Source organism: Pseudomonas farsensis, from assembly GCF_014268805.2.
Taxonomy (GTDB): Bacteria; Pseudomonadota; Gammaproteobacteria; order Pseudomonadales; family Pseudomonadaceae; genus Aquipseudomonas; species Aquipseudomonas farsensis.
On the sequence record NZ_JABWRF020000001.1, the window covers coordinates 2,005,375 to 2,029,087 of the forward strand.

Annotated in this window: 17 protein-coding genes; 6 read left to right on the forward strand and 11 right to left on the reverse strand. The window is 61.8% G+C overall.

Features of this window, described 5'->3' with window-relative positions; all coding sequences use genetic code 11:
• Positions 1–42 precede the first annotated feature (42 nt).
• A complete protein-coding gene (locus tag HU719_RS09135; protein ID WP_186517994.1) occupies positions 43–480 on the forward strand; it encodes a carboxymuconolactone decarboxylase family protein in 438 nt (145 codons plus the stop codon).
• Between the two features lie 203 nt (positions 481–683).
• The gene (locus HU719_RS09140) at positions 684–1,640 is read left to right on the forward strand and encodes an RHS repeat-associated core domain-containing protein (RefSeq protein ID WP_186535087.1); all 957 of its coding nucleotides are present in this window, start codon (positions 684–686) and stop codon (positions 1,638–1,640) included.
• Positions 1,641–1,780: 140 nt separating this feature from the next.
• On the opposite strand, the gene HU719_RS09145 is transcribed toward HU719_RS09140, so the two are convergent.
• From HU719_RS09145 to HU719_RS09160, 4 genes are all read right to left on the reverse strand, one after another.
• Positions 1,781–2,710 (reverse strand): aliphatic sulfonate ABC transporter substrate-binding protein, encoded by a 930-nt coding sequence (locus tag HU719_RS09145; RefSeq protein ID WP_186535086.1) that lies wholly within the window; start codon positions 2,708–2,710, stop codon positions 1,781–1,783.
• 3 nt (positions 2,711–2,713) lie between these two features.
• Positions 2,714–3,757 (reverse strand): L-glyceraldehyde 3-phosphate reductase, encoded by a 1,044-nt coding sequence (mgrA, locus tag HU719_RS09150; protein ID WP_186517998.1) that lies wholly within the window; start codon positions 3,755–3,757, stop codon positions 2,714–2,716.
• A gap of 68 nt (positions 3,758–3,825) precedes the next feature.
• Positions 3,826–5,145, reverse strand: coding sequence for an LLM class flavin-dependent oxidoreductase (locus HU719_RS09155; RefSeq protein ID WP_186535085.1), 1,320 nt, complete (start codon positions 5,143–5,145; stop codon positions 3,826–3,828).
• A 179-nt stretch (positions 5,146–5,324) separates the two neighbouring features.
• Positions 5,325–7,520 (reverse strand): TonB-dependent receptor, encoded by a 2,196-nt coding sequence (locus HU719_RS09160; protein ID WP_186535084.1) that lies wholly within the window; start codon positions 7,518–7,520, stop codon positions 5,325–5,327.
• Between the two features lie 246 nt (positions 7,521–7,766).
• Between HU719_RS09160 and HU719_RS09165 the strand changes: the two genes are divergently transcribed.
• On the forward strand, positions 7,767–8,813 hold the full coding sequence (locus HU719_RS09165) for a LacI family DNA-binding transcriptional regulator (RefSeq protein ID WP_367616409.1): 1,047 nt from the start codon (positions 7,767–7,769) through the stop codon (positions 8,811–8,813).
• 2 nt (positions 8,814–8,815) lie between these two features.
• Here the strand turns inward: HU719_RS09165 and HU719_RS09170 are convergent, their stop codons facing one another.
• A complete protein-coding gene (locus HU719_RS09170) occupies positions 8,816–9,697 on the reverse strand; it encodes a hypothetical protein (RefSeq protein WP_186535082.1) in 882 nt (293 codons plus the stop codon).
• Positions 9,698–9,873: 176 nt separating this feature from the next.
• On the opposite strand from HU719_RS09170, the gene mexE reads away from it, so the two are divergent.
• Genes mexE through HU719_RS09185 form a run of 3 tightly spaced genes read left to right on the forward strand, consistent with a single transcriptional unit; the run spans position 9,874 to position 15,719 of the window.
• On the forward strand, positions 9,874–11,115 hold the full coding sequence (mexE, locus tag HU719_RS09175) for a multidrug efflux RND transporter periplasmic adaptor subunit MexE (RefSeq protein WP_186518003.1): 1,242 nt from the start codon (positions 9,874–9,876) through the stop codon (positions 11,113–11,115).
• A 12-nt stretch (positions 11,116–11,127) separates the two neighbouring features.
• Positions 11,128–14,307 (forward strand): efflux RND transporter permease subunit, encoded by a 3,180-nt coding sequence (locus HU719_RS09180; RefSeq protein ID WP_186535081.1) that lies wholly within the window; start codon positions 11,128–11,130, stop codon positions 14,305–14,307.
• Positions 14,304–15,719: an efflux transporter outer membrane subunit gene (locus HU719_RS09185; RefSeq protein WP_186535080.1), complete on the forward strand. Its 1,416-nt coding sequence runs from the start codon at positions 14,304–14,306 to the stop codon at positions 15,717–15,719. The genes HU719_RS09180 and HU719_RS09185 overlap by 4 nt, the downstream gene beginning before the upstream one ends.
• Before the next feature lie 423 nt (positions 15,720–16,142).
• Here the strand turns inward: HU719_RS09185 and HU719_RS09190 are convergent, their stop codons facing one another.
• The 6 genes from HU719_RS09190 to HU719_RS09215 all read right to left on the reverse strand — a co-directional run bounded on the left by HU719_RS09190 (position 16,143) and on the right by HU719_RS09215 (position 23,564).
• Positions 16,143–16,880, reverse strand: coding sequence for a hypothetical protein (locus tag HU719_RS09190; RefSeq protein WP_217843701.1), 738 nt, complete (start codon positions 16,878–16,880; stop codon positions 16,143–16,145).
• Positions 16,881–17,030: 150 nt separating this feature from the next.
• Complete coding sequence (locus HU719_RS09195) at positions 17,031–17,681, reverse strand: RHS repeat-associated core domain-containing protein (RefSeq protein WP_217843702.1); 651 nt, start codon at positions 17,679–17,681, stop codon at positions 17,031–17,033.
• A gap of 17 nt (positions 17,682–17,698) precedes the next feature.
• Entirely contained in the window at positions 17,699–19,027 is a 1,329-nt protein-coding gene (locus HU719_RS09200) for an RHS repeat domain-containing protein (protein ID WP_217843703.1), read from the reverse strand.
• Entirely contained in the window at positions 18,928–19,689 is a 762-nt protein-coding gene (locus HU719_RS09205) for a hypothetical protein (RefSeq protein WP_217843704.1), read from the reverse strand. Before HU719_RS09205 ends, HU719_RS09200 begins: the two co-directional genes overlap by 100 nt.
• Positions 19,690–19,962: 273 nt before the next feature.
• Positions 19,963–22,968, reverse strand: a complete 3,006-nt coding sequence (locus HU719_RS09210; RefSeq protein ID WP_217843705.1) for a hypothetical protein — start codon at positions 22,966–22,968, stop codon at positions 19,963–19,965.
• Positions 22,896–23,564 carry a hypothetical protein gene (locus tag HU719_RS09215; RefSeq protein ID WP_217843706.1) on the reverse strand — a complete coding sequence of 223 codons (669 nt, stop codon included), beginning with the start codon at positions 23,562–23,564 and terminating at the stop codon, positions 22,896–22,898. The genes HU719_RS09210 and HU719_RS09215 overlap by 73 nt, the downstream gene beginning before the upstream one ends.
• Positions 23,565–23,713: the final 149 nt, after the last annotated feature.

The following is a 23,713-nucleotide window of genomic DNA, read 5'->3' on the forward strand; positions in this document are numbered from 1 at the left end:
CGCTAAGGTAACGCCATCTTTTCAACCAAGCGGAGAAACGCCATGCATGAACGTATCGAATGGGCCAAGCAGGCTCCGGAGGCCTACAAGGCAATGCTTGCCCTCGAGCAAGCGGTCATAGGTTCCGGCCTTGAGCATTCGCTGCTTGAGCTGGTGCGCCTGCGCGCCTCGCAGCTCAATGGCTGCGCTTACTGCATCAACCTGCATGCTAACGATGCACGCAAGGCTGGCGAAACCGAGGCGCGTCTGCAAACCCTGAGCGTGTGGCGCGAAACCCGCTTCTTCACCCCACGCGAGTGTGCGGCGCTGGCGTGGGTAGAGAGCCTGACCCAGCTCCCGGTGCGCGGCGCGCCACAGCCAGAGTACGAAGCGTTGTTCGAGCATTTTTCGCCCAACGAGGTGACCAATCTGACCCTGGCGATTGCCACCATCAATGCCTGGAACCGCTTTGGTGTGGGCTTTGCGATGGTGCCGGCCTAACACTCATAGGATTCAAGCAGCAGAGACAAGCGCCTATCGAACTACGCCTAAAGGGTCGTGTGCTCAGCGCACGCCCACCTCCACCACGCCACCTGCGCCAGAAGCGCATGACCTGTCATTTGTGCCAGTTGCTATCTATACAGTCTCGCACCACAGTTTATTGGAATGCCAATCCCCGTAATACCACCAATCAGGAGCGCTATATGGGACGCCTGGCCACCCGTGTTCGGTTCTTTTATCAGAACAACAAATTAGTAACGTTTGAACACGGCCTGCAACTACGCAGTATTCTACGTGACAACGACAGGCCACTGGCTGAACTCAGCCTATCTGGTGGCAACGGGGTGCTCGCAACCGACGACCACCACTCAGTCCTTGTCAAATTCAATGGCGACACAACGCCAGCCCAGGCCTATACGGCGTACGGCCAAAACCCGGCGCCCCAGTCAGCCCGACCACTGTGCGGCTTCAATGGGGAATACTACGAGGCGACATCCGCGTGCTATCTGCTGGGTAATGGATATCGCGCCTACAGCCCGGCGTTGATGCGGTTTCACTCGCCCGACAGCTGGGCCCCGTTTGGGAGTGGGAGGGTGAATGCCTATGCGTATTGCAGCGCTGACCCGATCAATCACTGCGACCCAAGCGGGCATGTACTGGCTCTGGTCAAGCCTGCGCCAGCTGTTGCCAATGTCGCCCCTAAGACGCCCGGTGCTTTTCGGCCCACGAGGAGCGCAATTCATAGACGTTTCGAGGTAGACCATTATGAAACGCTGACCACAACGACCATCAAAACCGTGGGGCGAGGTCGCCATGCTCAAGACCAGGCGGAGACTACCACCCGCCGAACGATGCGGACTACCTCTCTCTTCGAAGTGAACGCTAACCCACAGAACCGCGATGCCGTGGTCTATGTCACTCAAGTAAACCTGGACAGCTTTCTTGAAACACGCAACGAGCTGTTCCTCGCAAAACAGGCCGATGCACTGGGTATTTCTGTCAGCGTTCCCTACATCAATAACCTGAAAAACCGACTTGATGGCCTGTCTTTCTGGGGCAACGCACTGGCCGCAAGAGCCGCCAACCCGAACGACTTAAGTGCTTACCAGCACGGCGCGTTCAGAACTAGTCCAGGCGGCACCGCAATCAGACTTGGCTGAGAGGACAGCTCCCGTGGGCTCTGGAACTGTTGCCTCTGCCAGTATTGAAATCTCTACGGCGGTTCACAATCGGCTTAAGGCAAACCCACTCATCCAATGCGATAGGGACTTCAATCCTGAGTGAAGCACCGAATCGCACACTAGGGCCTGCGCCACACCGCCGCCGCCACCTCCACAGGTTCAGGCAGCAGCCGGTTATCGAAGAACAGCTGCGCAGTCTTCTGCTGCGCCGCGACGATCTCATCGGTCACCGGCAGCACCGGCGAGGCCGGGCGGTGGCTGAAACTGCGCTGGACCACGGCCTCCGGCAAGCCCATAAAGGCTGCCAGCAGTTTGATGCTGCCGGTCTCGTCACTGCGGGTCAGCGCCTCGGCCTGGTTGATTTCATCGAGTACCTGAGCGACGAACACGGCATTGGCCTGCACATAAGGCCGTGCCCCCAGCATGAACGGCCCGGACAGGCCCAGCCCTTGCCCGTCCGCCAGCAAGCGCGCCTTCCCTTCCAGTTCGATCGCCGAATAGAACGGGTCCCAGATCGCCCATGCATCGACGCTACCGCGCTCGAACGCGGCCCGTGCATCGGCCGGGGCCAGATACACCGGCTGCACGTCGGTCATGCTCAACCCGGCGTTGGCCAGCGCACGCAGCACCAGGTTGTGGGCGCTGGAACCTTTCTGCAAGGCAATCCGCTTGCCTTTGAGCGCCGCCACCGAGGTGATCGGGCTTTGCGCAGGCACCAGAATGACCTCTGCGCGTGGCTTGGGCGGCTCTGCACCGATGTACAGCAGGTCGGCACCGGCGGCCTGGGCGAAAATCGGCGGGATATCCCCCGTCGAGCCGATATCCAGGCTACCGATGTTCAGCGCTTCGAGCATCTGCGGGCCTGCCGGAAACTCGATCCATTGCACCTGAGTGCCAGTAAACCGCTGCTCCAGTAAGCGGTGCTGCTTGGCCAGCACCAGGCTGATCGAGCCTTTCTGGTAACCGATGCGCAAGCTGGCGGGGTCGGCGGCCTGGGCCAGGCCTGCCAGTGCCGCCAGTAGCAGCACGGTGAAACTTAACAGTCGCATGGCTTAGTCCTTCCAGTCGGTCGAGGGCTTTTCCCACAAATTGATACCGCCTTCGACGGCGTGCTGGTCGATTTCAGCGAGCTCTTCGGCGCTGAACGTCAGGTTGTCGAGGGCGGCGACGTTCTCACTGATCTGCTCCGGCCGGCTGGCGCCGATCAGCGCAGAACTGACCCGCTTGTCGCGCAGGGTCCAGGCCAAGGCCAACTGGGCCAGGCTCTGGCCGCGGCGACGAGCGATTTCGTTGAGGGCACGGGCGCGCTGCAAATTGGTTTCGCTCAGGTGCTGCGCCAGCAGCGAACCACCGCCTGCGCGGTTGACGCGGGCATCGGCGGGGATGCCGTGCAGGTACTTGTCGGTCAAAAGGCCCTGTGCCAGCGCGGTGAAGACGATCACCCCGGCGCCGAGGTCATCGGTAGCCTCAAGCAAATCGCCCTCGATCCAGCGGTTGAACAGGTTGTAGGACGGCTGGTGGATCAGCAGAGGGACGTTCAGCGCGTCAAGCAGCGAAGCGATTTCACGGGTTTTGCCTGCGGAGTACGAGGAAATGCCGATATACAGCGCCTTGCCCTGGCGCACGATATCGGCCAGCGCGATGGCGGTTTCTTCCAGCGGCGTGTCGGGGTCGAAGCGGTGCGAGTAGAAGATATCGACGTAGTCCAGGCCCAGGCGTTTCAGGCTCTGGTCGAGGCTGGCATGCAGATACTTGCGCGAGCTGCCGCCCTGCCCGTAGGGCCCCGGCCACATGTCCCAACCGGCCTTGCTGGAGATGATCAGCTCGTCACGGTAGCCGCGCAGGTCCTCGCGCAGCAGACGGCCGAAGTTGGTTTCGGCGCTGCCATAGGGCGGGCCGTAGTTGTTGGCCAGGTCGAAATGGTTGATGCCAGCATCGAACGCGGTACGCAGCAACGCGCGCTGAGTGTCGATGGGGGTGGCATCGCCGAAGTTGTGCCACAGGCCCAACGACAAGGCTGGCAATACCAGGCCGCTGCGGCCGACGCGGCGGTACGGGATACGCGAATAGCGCTCAGGGTTGGCGCGGTATGTCATGTGAACTCCTAATAAAGCGCTGTAACTAATTGATTTTTATAAGCCACAAGTAGCCCCCGTGCGGTTGATCAACTGAAGTACGGATTGGCCGGCCGCTGCAGGCCGAGATGTTCACGCAAGGTGCGCCCTTGATAATGGGAACGAAACAGCCCTCGGCGCTGCAGCTCGGGCACCACCCATTGGGCAAAGTCTTCAAGGCCCTGCGGCAGGTGCGGCACCAGAATGTTGAAGCCATCCGCCGCATGGCCTTCGAACCAGGCCTGCAACTGGTCGGCGATCTGCGTTGGGGTGCCGATCAGGCTGAAATGCCCCCGTCCCCCCGCGATGCGCTGGCCGAGCTGGCCCAGGGTCAGGCCTTCACTACCGGCAAGCTCGGTGAGTAGCTGCTGGCGGCTGCGCTGGCCATCCTCGGTGGACGGCAACTCGGGCAGCGGGCCATCCAGCGGATAACCCGACAGGTCGAAATTACCCAGCATGCGCCCAAGCAATGCCACGCCAACCCTTGGGTCGACCAGGGCCTGGAAGCGTTCTGCCTTGTCTTGCGCTTCGGCTTCGCTGCGCCCGACTACCACGTACACGCCGGGCATGATCTTCAGGTCATCCTTGCAACGCCCGTAACCTGCCAGGCGGCCTTTCAGGTCAGCGTAGAAGGCTTGCGCTGCGCCCAGCGATGGCTGCGCGGTAAACACCACTTCGGCGCTTTGCGCAGCAAGCTCGCGGCCGCTTTCAGAAGACCCCGCTTGCACCAGCACAGGCCGGCCTTGGGGCGCGCGGGCCACGTTGAGCGGGCCTTTGACCCGGAAGTGCTCGCCGCTGTGAGCCAGCGCCCGCACACCATCGGGCCGGTGGAACTGGCCGGTGGCCTTGTCGCGCACGAAGGCATCGTCGGCCCAGCTGTCCCAAAGGCCCTGCACTACCTGCTGGAATTCGCGGGCGCGGGCATAGCGGTCGGCATGGCCGATATGCGCTTGGCGGCCGAAATTGCCAGCTTCGGCGGCGGCATCGGAGGTGACCAGGTTCCAACCGGCGCGCCCGCCCGACAGGTGATCGAGGGAGGCGAACTTGCGTGCTACATGGTACGGCTCGTTGTAGCTGGTGGTGGCGGTGGCAATGAGGCCGATGCGCTCGGTGACGACGCTCAGTGCAGACAACAGCGTCAAAGGCTCGAAGTACACCGAGCGGGCGCTGTGGCTGGCCAAGGCATCGCTTGGGGCCGCCACGCTGTCGGCCACGAACAACGCGTCGAAGCAGGCGCTTTCGGCAACCTGCGCGGCGCGGCGGTAGACGCTGAAATCCAGCGGGTCGGCTGGTACGTCGGGGTGGCGCCAGGCAGCGACATGGTGGCCGGTAGCCATAAGGAAGGCGCCCAAGCTGAGTTGGCGGGTCATGGAATACCTCTGCATTTTGATCGAAAACGTGAGCTGTGCAGCCTTGTGCCGGCCTCATCGCAGGCTGTCGCCAGCTCCCACAGGGATCTGCGCCAGACTCGGATGTCGCGGTTGACGCGGTCTCTGTGGGAGCTGGCGACAGCCTGCGATGAGGCCGGCACAGGACTGTGCGATGGCGGTTAGAAGTCTTTGCGCACCTGCACGCCGAAGTAGCGGCCATCATCGCGGGGCACCGAGCGGTAGATGTAGTCGCCACCACTGGCCAGCATCTGCGCGTAGGACTTGTCGCCCAGGTTCTTGCCCAGCAATGCCACGCGCCACCCCTCGTTGTAATCGGCCAGGGCAATGCTGGCGTTCCAGCTGCCATAGGCGCCCTGCACGGTGTCTGGGTTCTGGTCGAGGCTGAACTGCACCGCATCCTGCCAGCTGAAGTCGCTGGAAAGCTCCAGGTCCAGGCCGTTGTTCAGCGGGATGCTGTAGTCGGCGCGGACATAGGTTTTCCAATCAGGGGTAAATGGCAGGTGGCCGCCGTCGATATTGCAGTTTGCTGCAGCCCCTGCCGGGCAGTTGAAGTGGTCGACCCGCGCCTTGGTATAAGCCACTGCCGCCGACAGTTTCAGTTGCCGGGTGGCCTGCAGGCTGGCGTCCAGTTCCACGCCTTGGGTATTGACCTTGCCGGCGTTGACCAGGCGGGTGACCACCTGGTTGGCCACGGTGTCGAAGAAGTTGGCCTGGTAATTGTCGTAGTCGGTGTGGAAGACCGCGAGGTTGGCCACCAGACGGTTGTCCAGCGCCGTGCTCTTGAGGCCGATTTCGTAGGCATCGGAGGTTTCCGGCTTCAGCGCGCCGGTATCACGTGGCTGCATGTTGAAAAACACGTTGTAAGCTGGGCCCTTGTAGCCCCGCGAATAGGTGACATAACCGCTGAGGTTGTCAGTGAAGTCGTATTGCAAGCCGGTCCGGCCGCTCCAGCCATCTTCGTCGACCGAGCCTGAACTTGCCGTCGAGGGCTGGATGCCAGGCACTTGCGTGGCCGACGTCGAAACCCGACGGTGATCGTACTCAAGGTCGTCATGGGTCCAGCGCAGGCCGAAGATGGCCCGGAAATCGTCGGTGAAGTTGAAGGTGTTCTCGCCGAACAGCGCCACGCTGTCGTTGCGGGTCGAGTAGTCGGCCCGGCCGTTGCTGGGCACCCCGGCGTTGACGGACAAGCGCTGGTACACCTCGTTGGAGGTGCCGTGCATGTAGAAGGCGCCGAGCACGTACTCGTTGAACTCACCCTTGGGCGAGGTCAGGCGAAATTCCTGGCTGTACTGGTCGTAATCGACCGTGCCCTTGTCGTGGGACGCGGTGACCGGCAGCAGCGCGCGGCGGTCGCCGTCCTGGTACTGGGTGTTGTCCCAGCCGCGCCAAGCGCTGATCGAGGTCAGGGTGTAGTCGCCCAGTTGCCAATCAAGCTGCGCCGACAGGCCCTGGTTTTCATCCTCGACGTGGGTCTTGAAATCACTGTTGATGTCACGGTTGTGGGCGCTGGGCACAACTGCGCCGAGCTGGCGGGCAAAGGCACTGCTCGCCTTGGTCACGACGCCACTGGGCAAGGTGTCCTGGCCTTTCATGTAATCGCCGATCAGGGTCAGGCGCAGTGCTTCGCTGGGTTCGAACTCAAGCTTGCCGCGCAGGCCCTTGCGCTGGTAGCCATTGACGTCATGGCCATTGGCGATGTTCTCGACGTTGCCGTCGTAGTCACCCCACAAGGTGCTCAGCGAGCCTTTGAGGTGCTCGTCAAGGCGTCCGCCGATGCCGAAACGCAGGCGGTTTTCATCACCCCCGCCAAAGTGCGAGTAGTCGACATAGCCGTGTGTCTGCTCCGGGATTGCCTTGCTCACCACATTGAGCACACCGGCCGACGCATTCTTGCCGAACAGTGTGCCCTGCGGGCCGCGCAGCACCTCGATACGCTCAAGGTCGAGCAAGTCGAGGGTGGACTGGCCGGGGCGGCCGAACACCACGCCATCGACTACCGTCGCCACCGTGGGTTCGACGCCCGGCGAGGTGGAAATGGTGCCGACGCCGCGGATGAACAGCGAGGTGTCCTTGTTCGAGGCACCTGCCCTGTAGTTGAGGGTCGGTACCTGCTGCACGATGCTGGCGACATTGTTGCGGTTGTCGCGCTCCAGCTGTTCGCCGTCCACTACCGAAACAGCTACCGGGACCTTTTGCAGTGGTACCTCGCGGCGTGTCGCGGTGACCGTAACCGCGTCCAGGGCGACCGGCTCGGCAGCCTCGGCGGTGTGGCCGATGGCGGCGAGCAGGATGGCGCTGGCCAGCGGGCCACGGCGTAGGTTGGGAAACGACGAAGTACGGCTTGTCTGCATGATGCTCACTGCCCTGAAAGACCAGACGAAAGAAGACGCTGTGGTTGTCTGGTCTCGCTCGTGCGAGTGGCAGCCGATTGCCGACAGCAGCGCTTGTTAGCGCTAACAGAGGCCAGTATTCGACGCTGCTGGTTAGCAGGTCAAATACTAAAAAACGATCTTCTTATGCGTTATGGTTCTTTGCTGGAGGTGCGGTGGTTAGCGCTAACATCGCCGCTTTGCACCCAGGCCGCCGAGGTACCCCACGTGAGCCACTCCAACGACACCCCGCGCAAGCGCCGCGGCGCCGGCCGCGTCACCTTGGCCGAGGTGGCCCGTGTGGCTGACGTTTCGGCCATCAGCGTGTCGCGCTATTTCAACCAGCCGGAACAGGTTTCCGAGCCGCTGCGCGAACGTATCGAGGCAGCGGTGCAGCAACTGGGGTACGTACCCAACCTGGTCGCCGGGGGGCTGGCTTCAGCGCGTGGCCGCATCGTCGGCATGGTCATCCCGAACATTTCCGGGCCGATCTTCGCCAACACCATCCAGGCTTTCAGCGACACCTTGAGCCGCCATGGCTATCAGCTACTGCTGGCATCGAGCTATTTCAGCGAGGCCCAGGAAGAAAGCGCAGTGCGCGCGTTTCTGGGCTGGTCGCCGGCAGCGCTGGTGGTGACCAGCCACTTCCACAGCCCCGCCACCGAAAAGATGCTCGCCCAGGCCGATGTGCCGGTGGTCGAAATCTGGGACTACGTGCCGGAGCGGGCGCCATTGCAGGTGGGTTTCGTGCATTTCGATGCCGGGGTGCAAGCCTGCCGCTATTTGCTCGACCAGGGCCACCGCCGCATTGCCTTCGTACAGAACAGCGTTGCCGGCGACTTCAGCGCCTTGGAGCGGCGCGACGGCTATGCCCACTGCCTGCGCGAGGCCGGGCTTGAGCCCTGGGTGTTCGTGCCTTCGGCAGGCATCGCACCGTTCGAGGCCGGGCGCCAGGCCATGGAGGCGTTAATCCGGCGCACGCCAAGGCCGGAAGCGATCATCTTCGCCAACGACAACCTGGCCGCCGGTGCCCTGCTGGCCGGGCAACGTGCCGGGTTGCAACTGCCTCAGGACATGGCAGTAATGGGCTTTGGCGACTACGCCTTCGCGCAGATGCTGCTACCCAGCCTGACCACCCTGCGCCCACCCTCGCGTGAAATTGGCGAGGTGGCGGCGTTACGGGTGCTGCAGCATCTTGGCGCGGTACCCAGCGAGGCCGAAATATCACGGCTGAACCTGCTGGCGTGCGAGCTGGTAACCCGCGAGAGTGCCTGAAATCAGGCGCTGGCCTGCACCCCAGTGCTGACCACCACCTCGCGCACCTCGACCGAACGCTGCTCCGCCAGCGCGCGCATGTACAAATGGCAGGCGCTGGCGCTGAGCGTGGCCGGCAGCAGCAGGTTCAGCACCGGCACGCAGGCCAGCAGCATGTTGAACAGCCCCAGAAACAGAATGCGCACCCGCGCAGCCTTGGCGATAGCGAGTTGCTCGCGCGCATCTGCGCAGCCGCCAATGGCCGGGGTGAGCAACAGGCGCATATGCACGAACGGTAGCGACAGGATGATCAGCACGCCGTTGTACAACGGGATCAGTAATGACGCCAAGGTCCAGCGTGACAGGCCCAACCAGCGCGCCGGGCCATACCGCGCCTCGCGCCAAGGCGTGCGGCTGGTGGCACGACAATCGGCAGCGACGCCTGGGTAACGCTGCTGCACACACGCCCTCACCTTCTGGAAAAAGCCCAGGTGGATCACCAGCCGCAAGCCAATCAGCAGCAGCCCTAAAAACAACATGACCATCATCGCGGTGAAGAACGCCGCGATGTATAGCGCCAACTGCAACACGCCCACCCCCAGGTTGAAAAAGGCCAACGGGTCGACGCCCATGCCGATGCTCGGCGTGGCTGATGCCGGTGCCAGTATCGCGAAGTTGGCTACGCCAAGTGCTGCGAACGCTGAAAGCCAGCCACAGAATTCGCAGATCGCTGCAAAGTTGACGTAGAACACATACCCGCATATGCAACTGACCAGCAGGCACCAGCCTGCCGAAGGCAGCAGCAAGCGTGGGGCCAGGCTTTCGCGCAGCCCCAGAGCAAAACAGAGGCTGGCCTCACGCACGCCTGCGGACAGTGCGCGGAAAAAACCTTTGATACGGTCCATCGTGGTTGTCTGTCCTTGATGTTGATGGGGCTGGTAGCGCTGCAACATACGCCATTATCGATACCAGCAGCTCTTATATCATTGCTCGTGATAATAACCTTCGCTGCGTTCGATTCGTGCGTCACGCGCAAGGCACTCACACTCCGCCCACTACTAATATTCCGGCGGAGCTTTCCATGGACCATTCACTCAAACCCCTGCGCTTTCCCCTCGCTGCCATGGCAGTGGTGGTGCTCAGCGCTTGCGGCCGAACCCCAGATGCCGTGCAGGCTCCCGCCGCGCCGAAAGTCAGTGTTGCCAAGGTGATCGAACAGCCCATCAATGAGTGGGACGAATTCACCGGCCGCCTGGAAGCCCCGGAAACCGTCGAAGTGCGTCCACGCGTTTCCGGCCAGATCGACCTGGTGGCCTTCACCGAAGGCGCCCAGGTGAAAAAAGGCGACCTGCTGTTCCAGATCGACCCGCGCCCGTTCCAGGCAGAAGTACGCCGCCTTGAAGCCCAGTTGAAGCAGGCCAAGGCAACGGCCATTCGCAGCGCCAACGAAGCCCGCCGTGGCGAACGCCTGCGCGACAGCAACGCAATCTCCGCCGAGCTTGCCGAGTCGCGCAGCAGCGCCGCCACCGAAGCACGTGCAGGCGTCGATGCCATCCAGGCACAACTGGACCTGGCCCGCCTCAACCTGAGCTTCACCCGCGTCACCGCGCCGATCAGTGGGCGCGTCAGCCGCGCCGAATTCACCGCCGGTAACATTGTCAGCGCCGATGTCACGCCGCTGACCAGCGTCGTCTCCACTGACAAGGTCTACGCCTACTTCGACGCCGACGAGCGCGTGTACCTCAAGTACACCCAGCTGGCCCGCGAAGGCCAGCGCGGCCAGGCCACCCCGGTGTACCTGGGCCTGACCAACGAAAACGGCAACCCGCACCTGGGCCAGATGAACTTCGTCGACAACCAGGTCAACCCGCGCACCGGTACCATCCGTGGCCGTGCGGTGTTCGACAACCGCGATGGCCAGTTCACCCCAGGCCTGTATGCCCGCCTGAAGCTGGTCGGCAGCGCCCAGTACGACGCCGTGCTGATCAACGACGAAGCGGTTGGCACCGACCTTGGCAAGAAGTTCGTGCTGGTAATGGACAAGGACAACAAGGCGGCCTACCGCAACGTCGAGCTTGGGCCCAAGCTTGAGGGCCTGCGTATCGTGCGCAGCGGCCTGGCCAAGGACGACCGCATCGTGGTCCGTGGCCTGCAGCGGGTGCGCCCAGGCTCGGCGGTCACCCCGGAAGAAACCCAGATGGCCAGCGAACAGACCCTCGCCGCCCTCGCCCAGCAGCGCCAGGCCCTTGAGGCCAGCAACTCGCCTAGCAAAGTTGCGGGCTCCACAGTGAAAGTCGCCAGCGCCCAGGCGCCTCGCGGTTAAGGGATCACACCGATGAACTTCTCGAAATTTTTCATTACCCGGCCGATCTTCGCCGCGGTACTGTCGCTGGTGCTGCTCATCGCAGGCTCAATTGCCCTGTTCCAGCTGCCGATCAGCGAATACCCCGAAGTGGTCCCGCCCACCGTGGTGGTGCGCGCCAACTTCCCTGGCGCCAACCCCAAGGTCATCGGCGAAACCGTGGCCGCCCCCCTTGAGCAGGCCATCACCGGTGTCGAGAACATGCTGTACATGTCCTCGCAGTCCACCGCCGACGGCAAGCTGACGCTGACCATCACCTTCGCCCTGGGTACCGACCTGGACAACGCTCAGGTGCAGGTGCAGAACCGCGTGACCCGCACCCAGCCCAAGCTGCCCGAGGAAGTCACCCGCATTGGTATCACTGTCGACAAGGCGTCACCCGACCTGACCATGGTGGTGCACCTGACTTCGCCGGATAACCGCTACGACATGCTGTACCTGTCCAACTACGCCATCCTTAACATCAAGGATGAGCTGGCGCGGCTGGGCGGTGTGGGCGACGTGCAACTGTTCGGCATGGGCGACTACTCGCTGCGCGTGTGGCTCGACCCGAACAAGACCGCCTCGCGCAACCTGACCGCCAGCGATGTGGTCAATGCCATCCGCGAGCAGAACCGCCAGGTCGCTGCCGGCCAGCTGGGCGCCCCGCCCGCCCCTGGCTCGACCAGCTTCCAGCTGTCGATCAACACCCAGGGCCGCCTGGTCAACGAGGAAGAGTTCGAAAACATCATCATCCGCGCCGGTGCAGATGGCGAAATCACTCGCTTGAAGGACATCGCCCGGGTTGAACTCGGCTCCAGCCAATATGCCCTGCGCTCGCTGCTGAACAACCAGCCGGCGGTGGCCCTGCCGATCTTCCAGCGCCCAGGCTCGAACGCCATCGACATCTCCGACGAGGTGCGGGCGAAAATGGCCGAGCTCAAGAAAGACTTCCCTGAAGGCATGGACTACAGCATCGTCTATGACCCGACCGTGTTCGTGCGCGGCTCCATCGAGGCGGTAGTGCACACCCTGTTCGAAGCGCTGATCCTGGTCGTGCTGGTGGTGATCCTGTTCCTGCAAACCTGGCGCGCGTCCATCATCCCGCTGCTGGCCGTGCCGGTATCGCTGATCGGTACCTTCGCAGTCATGCACCTGTTCGGCTTCTCGCTCAACGCCTTGTCGCTGTTCGGCCTGGTGTTGGCCATCGGCATCGTGGTGGACGACGCCATCGTGGTGGTGGAAAACGTCGAGCGTAATATCGGCCTGGGCCTGCAACCGCTGGAAGCCACGCAAAAAGCCATGAGCGAAGTGACCGGGCCGATCATCGCCACGGCGCTGGTGCTGTGCGCTGTGTTCGTGCCGGCTGCGTTCATCTCGGGCCTCACGGGGCAGTTCTACAAGCAGTTCGCCCTGACCATCGCCATCTCCACGGTTATTTCGGCGTTCAACTCGTTGACCCTGTCGCCGGCGCTGGCCGCCGTGTTGCTCAAGGACCACCATGCGCCCAAGGACCGCTTCTCGCGGGTGCTGGAAAAACTCTTCGGTGGCTGGCTGTTCGCCCCGTTCAACCGCTTCTTCGACCGTGCCAGCCACAGCTATGTCGGCGGCGTGCGCCGGGTGATTCGCGGCAGCGGCATCGCGCTGTTCGTCTATGCCGGGCTCATGGGCCTGACCTACCTGGGCTTCTCGTCCACCCCGACCGGCTTCGTTCCGGCGCAGGACAAGCAATACCTGGTGGCGTTTGCGCAACTTCCCGATGCTGCCAGCCTTGACCGCACGGAAGCTGTGATCAAGCGCATGAGCGAGATCGCCCTCAAGCAACCTGGCGTAGCCGACTCGGTGGCCTTCCCGGGCCTGTCGATCAACGGCTTCACCAACAGCCCGAACAGCGGCATCGTGTTCACCCCGCTCAAGCCGTTCAACGAGCGCAAGGACCCAAGCCAGTCGGCGGCGGCCATTGCTGCGGCATTGAACGCGCAATTTGCGGATATTCAGGACGCCTACATCGCGATCTTCCCGCCGCCACCGGTACAAGGGCTGGGCACCATCGGCGGCTTCCGCCTGCAGATCGAAGACCGTGGCAACCTGGGTTACGAAGCGCTGTACAAAGAAACCCAGAACATCATCGCCAAGAGCCATGAAGTGCCGGAGCTTGCCGGCTTGTTCACCAGCTATCAGGTCAACGTGCCCCAGGTCGATGCGGCCATCGACCGCGAAAAGGCCAAGACCCACGGCGTGGCGATCAACGATATCTTCGACACTCTGCAGGTTTACCTGGGTTCGCTGTACACCAACGACTTCAACCGCTTTGGGCGCACCTACCAGGTCAACGTCCAGGCCGAGCAGCAGTTCCGTCTCGATGCCGAGCAGATTGGCCAGTTGAAAGTACGCAACAACCTTGGCGAGATGATCCCGCTGGCGACCTTCCTCAAGGTCAGTGACACCTCGGGCCCGGACCGGGTCATGCACTACAACGGCTACATCACGGCCGAAATCAACGGCGGTGCAGCGCCGGGCTACAGCTCGGGCCAGGCCGAAGCGGCCATCGAGAAGCTGCTCAAGCAGGAACTGCCCAACGGCATGACCTACGAATGGACCGACCTCACCTACCAGCAGATTCTGTCGGGCAACACCGCGCTGTTCGTGTTCCCGCTGTGCGTACTGCTGGCGTTCCTGGTGCTGGCCGCGCAGTACGAGAGCTGGAGCCTGCCGCTGGCGGTGATCCTGATCGTGCCGATGACCCTGCTGTCGGCCATTACCGGGGTGATCGTGTCCGGTGGCGACAACAACATCTTTACCCAGATCGGCCTGATCGTACTGGTGGGGCTTGCGTGCAAGAACGCCATCCTGATCGTGGAGTTCGCCAAGGATGAACAGGCCAAAGGGCTCGACCCGCTGGCTGCGGTGTTGGAGGCGTGCCGCCTGCGTCTACGCCCGATCCTGATGACTTCGATCGCCTTCATCATGGGTGTGGTACCGCTGGTGTTCTCCTCCGGTGCCGGTTCCGAGATGCGCCATGCCATGGGCGTGGCGGTGTTCTCCGGGATGATCGGGGTGACTGTGTTCGGTCTGTTCCTGACGCCGGTGTTCTTCTTCCTGATCCGCCGTTTCGTCGAGCGTCGCCAGGCCCGCCAGGCCGAACGCGCACTGTCGCTGGAGAAACACGCATGAAACTGCTCAAACCCCTGACCCCAAGCCTGCTCGCCCTGGCCTTGGCTGCCTGTGCGGTGGGCCCTGACTACAAGGCGCCGGCCACCGAGCCTGCGCGCCTGGACAGCAGCCTGGAAGCCAAGGCCTTCGACCGCAGCCGCTTCGAGAGCCTGTGGTGGAAGCAGTTCGATGACCCGGTGTTGAACCAGTTGGTGCAGGCCTCGCTGGACGGCAACCGCGACCTGCGCGTGGCCTTCGCCCGGCTGAAGGCGGCGCGGGCGATCCGTGACGATGTGGCCAACGACCAGATCCCGGTGGTCACCAGCCGTGCCAGCAGCGACCTGGGCAAGGGCCAGATCCCCGGCCAGACCGAGCGGCGGGTCAACAGCGAGCGCTACGACTTGGGCCTGGACATGGCCTGGGAGCTTGACCTGTTCGGCCGTATCCAGCGCCAGATCGAAGCCAGCGATGCGCAGGAGGCGGCCGCCGAGGCCGACCTTCAGCAGTTGCAGGTGAGCCTGATCGCCGAGTTGGTGGATGCCTATGGCCAACTGCGGGGTGCGCAGTTGCGCGAGAAGATCGCCGTGGCCAACCTCAAGACCCAGCACGAATCACGCGATATCACCGTGACCTTGCGCGATGCTGGGGTGGGCAACGAGCTGGATGTGGTGCGCGCCGATGCGCGCCTGGCCGGCGTCGAAGCCACCGTGCCGCAGCTGCAGGCCGCTCAGGTGCGGGCGCAGAACCGCATCGCCACCTTGCTTGGCCAGCGCCCCAATGCCCTGAGCGTCGACCTGTCGCCCAAGGCCCTGCCTGCCATTGCCAAGGCGTTGCCGGTCGGCGACCCGGGCGAACTGCTGCGCCGTCGCCCGGACATCCGCAGCGCCGAACGCCAGCTGGCTGCAGCCACCGCCGATGTTGGCGTGGCGACAGCCGACCTGTTCCCGCGGGTCAGCCTCAGCGGGTTCCTGGGGTTCACCGCTGCACGCGGCTCGCAGATCGGTTCGGCGGCGTCCAATGCCTGGGCGCTGGGCCCGAGCATCACCTGGGCGGCGTTCGACCTGGGCAGCGTACGGGCTCGCCTGCGCGGGGCCAAGGCCAATGCCGACGGGGCTTTGGCGACCTATGAGCAGCAGGTGCTGCTGGCCCTGGAAGAGTCTTCGAATGCGTTCAGTGACTACGGCAAGCGCCAACAACGCTTGCTGGCGCTGATGCGCCAGAGCGATGCCAGCCGCAAAGCGGCTGAGCTGGCCTCGGTGCGCTATCGCGAGGGCACCGTGGATTATCTGGTGCTGCTCGATGCCGAGCGTGAGCGCCTGAGCGCCGAGGATGCCCAGGCCCAGGGCGAGGTTGAGTTGTATAGCGGGATCGTTGCGATCTACAAGGCCTTGGGCGGTGGGTGGCAGCCGGAAGTGGTGGCCAGTTCGCGGTAATGCCTGAGTGAACCGAGAGCTCCTTTGGTTGGGTTAAGCGCCAACCGTTTGCCCTGGTCGCCGTTTGGTTACCAGGGTTTTTTTGGTTTTGCCGCAGCCTTCTACCGCTTGTTCCGGCCAGACATATCTCCTTGTGGCGAGCTCCTTTGTGGCGAGCGGGCTTGTCCCGCGTTGGGCTGCGCAGCAGCCCCTGGTTTTCAGGGCTGCTGCGCAGCCCAACGCGGGACAAGCCCGCTCGCCACAACTCTCTATCATTTCCCACAGGATTGGGTGCCACCAGCAATGTTGCGGTTGAGCTGGTCCTGCGTGGGAGCTGGCGGCAGCCTGCGATGAGGCCGGTGCAGGCATGAGATCAAGCGCAGTGCGAGCGGCACACGATCTCATCGGCGCTAAGACACTTACGGAGCATCAAGCCCCGCTAGCTCATGCGATTGCCGCACTGCGCATTTTTTGCTCAAACCAGACCATATCAGACAGCATGCCTCCTTCCTTGGGCTTGTCATCCTCATCGTCCCCAACAAGTTCGCCCCACGCCTCACCGTACTCTTTCATGGTATCCGCTATTATGAACTCGTCCCTACAGAACTTGACAATATTCGGCAATTGGCTGGATCGTGCATACAGACGTGCCTGCCAGCCGCGAACCGTCACCACCTTCTGCCCTTCCACCGCAAAGCCCACCTGAGGCGTACTCAAACTGCCAAGCCCAGCACCTGCAGTTTCGCGAGCGGCCTTCAACACCGCCTTGGCTCCCTGACGCGCTGCGTTTCTGGCTTTCCAGGCGGCAGTAAAGGCATTGCGCGCTGCAGTGAAGCCACTACGCCATGCAACTTTTGCGAGTTTCCAGCCAGCGCTGATCACTTTCTTGGCGGCGTTGATGACGCGCATCGCCGCCTTGCCCGCCATTCGCAACATCGCCGCGCCCTGCTTGAACACCCCAGCGACACTACCGATCGATAGCACACCGGTAACAGCCGAGGCGATCCCGAGCGCTTTCGATAACTTCGGATGGCTTTCTTCCAGCAGCACCGAGGAAACCTCCAGGGCCAGCGATGCCGCACTCAGCGCCGTCAGGGCGGCAAATACCAGCGCTGATCCCGTTCCCAGGGTCAGGATCGATATCCCCACGCCCGCAATTGCAAGCACCGCCGAGAGCGCCATGCCACGCCAGCGCCCCCACCGGCATTGGCTGGGTATCGCGCAACGCTTGGTCCAACTGCCCCAGCATCTGCTCCCGGCCCCAGCGGCTGACCATCATCGCCCCGCTGGGGTCATGCAGGTTGATCGGGTCCGGGCAATGAATGTAATCATTCAAGCCCCCTCGCCAAACGGGCTAAGCCAGTCGGGTTGGCTGTAGCGGTGCAGCCCCGGCACATAACACCGGTAGCCGTTGCCGGCGTGATAGCTGCCAGTGACCGGGTCCCGGCGCATGCCATCGTAGCCGCTGCTGATGGCGTCGCAGGCCGTGCCCTCGCCAAACGGCAGTAAAGGTGTGAGCACCACACCATGCTCACCGCACAACCCTGCCGTGCCAGCCTGCGGGTCCTCGATCAACCAGTTCACCGCCGCCCCTTCGTATTCGGCGATGCCGGTGCTGATACTGCGCTGGCGCACCATCGCGCCGCTGTTGTCGAACCAGCTCTCCCCGATCAGGGCATCGCCGTCATAGCGCAACTCGCAGGTGCTCTGATCGCTTGCAACGTACTGCGCAGCCAGGCGCTGATGCCCGTCATAGGCATACCGGGCGAGCGTTTTGCCCTTCTCGTCGCAGACCGCGCGCAGCCGGCCGCCGGGGTGATATTTGAACGCTTGCTTGCGGTGATCGCTGAGCAATTGGCCGTTGACGTCCGATGCCAGGTCGACGCCTACCTTGTTGCAGGTCACGCGGGTCAGCCGCGTCGGGTTGGCAGCATCGTGTTCAAAGCCCTGCTGGCGTTGGGTGCCGTCGTGATACTGGGTCACGCACTGCGTCAGGTTGCTTAGCGCGTCCCACGTGTAGGTCTGCTCTTTGACGGCCTTGCCCCCTCATCGGTTGGGCAATCAAGCGCTTGCTCGGCTTCACATTTGTAACTGGCCAGGCGCTCCAGGGTGTCGTAGCTGTAACGCTCGCTGCGCAGGCGCTTGCCCTCGCGCTCACTGTGTTTGGCCAACAGTTTTCCATCACCGCGCCACTCCAGCGACTGGGCGAACACCGTTCGCCCGCTGTGGCGGAAGGTGCGGCGGGTCTCTTGATCGAACACGTCGTGCTCGCTGAGGATCTGCCACTGCGCACCGGCCTTGCTGGCCTGCACCCGCCGCTCGGTCAGGCGCCCGTGGTCGTCGTAGCGGTAAAGCAGGTCTTCATGGTCTTGCCAGCTACGCAGCGGCCGGCCCAGGTGGTCGAAGAACAACCGCTGGCAATGCCCGTCTGCACGTTGCGCCGCCACGGCAACCCCGCGCAGCGACTGCCATTCGAATGTGCTGACCGTGCGCCGGGGCGTACTCTCTTCACGGCTTTGGCGCCCCGGCAGCGGGGTTGCGCTAAGGCTGTGCTGCCAGCGGCCGGTCTTGAAACCTGGCTCGGCAGGGTCAGTGGGCTCACAGGCCAAGGTGCTGACCGACCCCTGCTGGCTCAGACCGGAAAGCAACTGCCCTGCCACCGTGTACTGGCCCTCAGTGCCGGTATCGATCACTGTTTTGTTGTCTGGCAAGGTCACCTTGTCGCCGTCGTACTGATAATTCCGGTTGCCGACCTTGCGCGTCTTCAGGCTTGAGTCCTTGCCCAGGGTCTGGGTCGCCAGCACCTGGTCACCGACCTTGAGTTGGGTGACATGGCTACTAAACCCTTCATAAGCACGCTTGATGACCGAACCGTCGGGGCGGGTCATTTCCACGACCCTACCTAACGCATCGCGGGTCATGCGGCAGGTGCTTGATTGGCCATCGAGGGTGCGGGTAAACCCGACAATGCGGCCGCTGGCGTCGTATTCGCGACGTACTCCGGCCCGGGCCACGCCACTTGTAGCCGTCACTTGCTCTTCGCGGACGAAACTGCCGTCGGCTTGAGGTTTCACGGTTTGGGTGGTGCGCAGCAGCGTATCGGCACCCATGCCCATCTCGACCGTGCCCTCGGCATCCTGCAGCTCGCGGCTCCAGGGGCGTTGCCCTGGCAGCTCGACCGCCTGCCCTGGCTCGGCAAGCGCCAGGCCGCCGGGCAGGTAGTCCCAGTTCAAGCTGAGCACCTCATCGTCTTCACCCAGGCCCTTGAAGGCGCGCAGGCCCAGCGGAACGAAGGCGTCGCCGGTGCGGCGCCGCCACTCGAGCGCCACACGCGCTGCACGCCATCGAGCCAACGCCGGGTCTGGCTGCCGTCCTGCTCGGTGCTAAGGGCGGTCAGGTAGCCCTGCTTGACGCTGTACACCGTTTGGGTCGACGCCAAGGCTGCCTCGGAACCGGCCTTGTAGGTTGCATGCTCGAGGACGCGGTTCATGCTGTCGCGCGTCCAGCACTTTTGGTGTTGTTGACGACCTTTTCGAGGCAACGACGGCTGTAGCGTGAACGCAGTTCGCGCTTGACCTCCTGTTCGCCAAGTTCGTTGGTGCATGTGGTACGGACTTGCACGCCAGGTTGTGTAGGGTTGTCCTCGAAATGCTGCACCGTGGTGAGTGCCATGGACTGACCGCCCACCCGGGTGGTCTGGATATCCGTGGCAGACCACACCTGCACCCGCACAATCGTCGTTGCGGGTCTTTGCCTTGAGTTCGGTGGTCGAGGTCTGGTGGATGCGCATGATCACATCGTCGGCAGTGGTGGTGAACGCCCACTGTGCAGTGGCGTCCAGCTTGTCGGCGGCGAGCGTGGCTTTGACCCCTTCGAGGGTGACGATGGTGTCGGTTTCGATCACCTGGCGGGCGTTGCGCAGGACGGTGCGGTAGCCGTACAGGATAAGGCCCAAGGGATTGCCGTGGGCGTCGCATTGGTACTCGGCCATCACGGGGGCGTGGTCTCGGGGGAATCTCGCCACAGGCAAGCGCTGGGAGATCAGGCAAGCCCAAGGCTGGAGCAATGCTGTTCTGGCCCTTGTCCTGATAATAGTAGCGATACGTAAACGAGCCTTCGGTCGCTGTTATTTTCTCAACTTGGGCGCCCGCATTAAAAACCATAGAACTGACGGACAAGACAGGATCCGAAATGTATTCATTCGTGAGTTCATCTTCCAAAGCGCTCGTAAAGTTCTTCAGGTCGCGCAGATACTCAACCGCGTTTAACCAGCGAAACACATCAGTAAACTTTGTTTCCAACGGCGGATAAAAATCTCACCAATAAGCGAAATTAAATTCTCAATATACAAGCAATCCGCCTCTTCAAATGAATCCAAACTGGAACTGGAACTGGAGCGGGACGATTTCGAATACTCACCGTTAGCATTTTCAAAACCCTTAAACCTGTCAACATATACAGACAGCAACGCCGATGCTGAGGTGTAATGTATTGAGCCCAGGGAAGTTCGTGCGTCCCGCCCTACTTCAGAATACACGCGACTTAGATGACCCTCCAAACTTTCTTCAGCCTCGGCAAGAGAATACAAAGAAGCACAGGGCCAGGGGATGCAAAAAGATCTTAGTTTGTCAAAATACATACCCACCGAATAATGTCCACACCACCTTAGCGCACCGAGCAGGTGCGACTTTAGAATCCTAACACTCTTAACGGACCTGGATACACCATTAGGGCCCCTCACATAAAGGTCGACAAAGCGCTCATTATCACTTGCAGAGGCGACCCCCTCTCCTCGCGCATTATAATGTGTATGCCGGCTGTTGTTCAGGGCGCTAATTTTTACAGTATAGCCGCCTTGAGGCTCCGAATAGCTTCCAACATAGCCATAGGACACCTCATGATTTTCCGCGCCACCTGCAGCAACCAATATATATTTGCCTACGCGCGGCAAAGCGGGACGCTGATCTTCAAATGGCGCGCTTTTCGCTTGGTATTCCACCCTCTCAACCGAACCATCCAGCTCTTCTAAACGATACAGCACACGGTCGAGCGTTGGGTCGACGGCGTAAGAGCAGTTAACTTGCTGGCACACCTGTTTTTTCTCAAGCCGCTGCAGCTTCATCAGCAAATAGTTCTCAAGCGACAGCTGCACATCAAAACACTCGCTGCTGCTGCCCGGCCAAATACTCATCTTGACCCGTGCATGGTCATAGACAGCCTTGAATAGTTGCTCACTACCACTGCATACTTGCTCCAACAAAAACTGACCTTTCTGTCTTTTCCATGTCAGCTCCAGCTTTTCACCGTACGGTGACATGATTTCAGAAGGCAGTAGTTGCACGAATGGACGCTGGTAATAAGCGATTTGCTGATCAATCTCTTTCGTTTTCTCACGCCACTTTCTCATGGCCTCGGCGTAATCAATCGCCGCCGCGCCGTAATACGCCCCCGCACAGAGTACGGCTAACGCCCACTGGGTCGCTGTCGAAGGCTTGGCTGGAAACTCGGGTGTTGATTTTTTCTTTATAGCCTTTAACAAACGGATGATTTCCATGCGGAACTCATCATTCGGCTCATCGGTATCGCCACCCGCCGCTTGCGGCACGCTCAATAGCTCGCGCCGTCCACTGGGAAGGTCCAGCGTGAAGGTGGTGTAATCTTGCGTGCAACTGATGAAGCAGGCGGGCTTTTGCAAGCTCTTCCCTTCACCCAACTGGGTCCACTCTTCATCAGTAAATGTAAGGGTCACCCCGTCTGCCAGCGTCAGCCGACGGTCGCGTATTTCCAGGCTCGCAAAACGCCACGCCCAACCATCGCCCAGCCCTGCTTCATTACCCCGCAAAGGTGAATAGTGCAAAGTGAGATCGCACACCGGGCCTCTTCCGCGCAAGCCTTGCAGTGTGGCAATTGGGTAGTGGGCATGGAACAACCCGGTGCGCGGGTCAACTCCAGTCTCGCTCTCGCCCCCGGTGTCGAATACTTCCGAACCACAGGTGTTGCCGTAGTCCTCACACAAGTGATTGTTTGGCGTGTACGCAGGGGGAGCAGCCGGTGCCTTGAAGGAAATAGCGGTACCCCTTGGCCAGAGGAAGTTATCGTCGAGGTAGCCTAAGTAGCCCACCTCAAAATTGGCACCGCCAGCTTCATGGTCTGGATAATCAAAATCAATCAAAAAATCTGTGTGAACTCCAGCGCCAAGCACGAAAGAATTAGCCGTGATGGACCGGACACTAACATCCGTAGGAGTATCATATCGGTGTGAGCTATAAACTGTACCCACCGGGCAGCGCCGGACGTTCAGCACTCGATAACCCCGAGCACGCGCAGCGTCGCTCAACACAAAGACGGTTTCACCTTTGCACCGTTCAACAACCAAGGCACCGTGCGAGACGTAATGGGTAAAACTGAGTTCAGTACGGCTCTCCAGATTGGACGCACTGCTACCGGCTACCTTTGCCGGTGTGTCAGTAGGCAACCGCCGGCTGTCCAACATAGAATCCTGATAACTTGCAACATCCCCCAGGTTGTCCAGTTCCACCAACAACCCAGCAAAGCGCGGCGACCACAACCGCCAATCTCCCGTCCCGGCAGCAGCGCTATCCGCAGCACCGTCCGCCGCCTGGCGCCAGGCGCGCAACTGCGGCCAACCTTGCTTCTCGATGAACTCGGCCAAGGCGGTCTCCCACGCAGACTGGTCCTTTAGCTGATCAGGCTTGAACACGGCCTGCCCCAGCAATACCCGGCTGTACGGGTGACGCACCGTCACCAGCGCTACATCCGTTTCGGCCTTCCAGGCACTGGCCAACGCCGGCCCTTCCACCCAGTTGTCGCGCCCCGGCAGCGAACTGAATACCCGAATCGCTTCGCCACGCTGCCACAGGCTGGCCGCAGTGCTGCTTGCCGGTTTCTCTTTATTGCCTACCTGAAGCCAACCGCCCAAGCTGGATTTATTGAGCGCTGCGCCGAACGCGGTCAGCCACTTGCCTGCTGCGCACTGCGTCTTGCTTGGCGTCCAGCTGAAACTGTCGAGCAAACGATGGGAAAAGGCATCATACGCCCACACCTGCACCGCCTTGTCGGCATCAAGTGCCAGCCCCCCATCCACGTCCTGGCCCGTCCACCATTGGGCTTCGTTGAGGGTCACGCACAGCTCGGAACCTTGCGCCACCCAGAACGCATTCCCCTGCGCTGCAGGTGCTACCTGGCAAGTCTTTTCGTCCAATTCCCCGGCCCGCAACAGTTTGCTGTCGAGGTTGATCTGCTTGCACAAGGCAAGCGCCCACTCTTTCGCCGGCGCGGTAAAAAGTGGTTCTCGTACAGGTGCTGGGTTTTCAGGTCTCTGACTTGCAAGCAGAGCGTTTGCCCTTCAATGGCGGTGTACTGGTCGTTGCACGCCAAGGCTTGGACGAGGTTGCCAGTAAATGGCGCTCTGCTGAACGCACGGGAGCCATTACGGCACCACAGACGAAGGTCCGCGCAACCACTGGCGGCCAGTTGCCCGTCCGCTGTCCAGCCACCCGCGCTCAACCCTTGAGCTTGAGCGTTCTGCTGCAAGAACGTGGCAAAGGCGGCCGGCCAGAGGTCTGCGGTCAGTGCGCCCTTGACGGCGGTGTATTCGAACGTGAGCATTTCACCATCAGCCGGGCGAACCTTGAACGCGTGGATGACCTCGCCAAGGGCCAGGTCGCGGCTGGCCCGAATCGGGCACAGGCTGTGCCAGCCGCCCTCAAGGGTACCCAGACTTTGGTAATCAAAGCCGGTCATGTCCGGCAGATAGCCATCGGGACGGGTGGTGAGAATGAAGGGAACGACGGCTTCGCCGCTGATTGCAGTGCTGACGGCGGTTTGCTTGGTAGGAGTGGCCATACGAGAGGTCCTTGTGCACGGGAGCAACAGGAACCTGGTCAAGTACAGCGCGGCAGTGTTACCGACGGGGCCAGGGTCCCACGAATGAACCCATCACACCCTTGTTTACGGCACGCGACAACTGGCAGAACTATCAGGTGGATTACAGC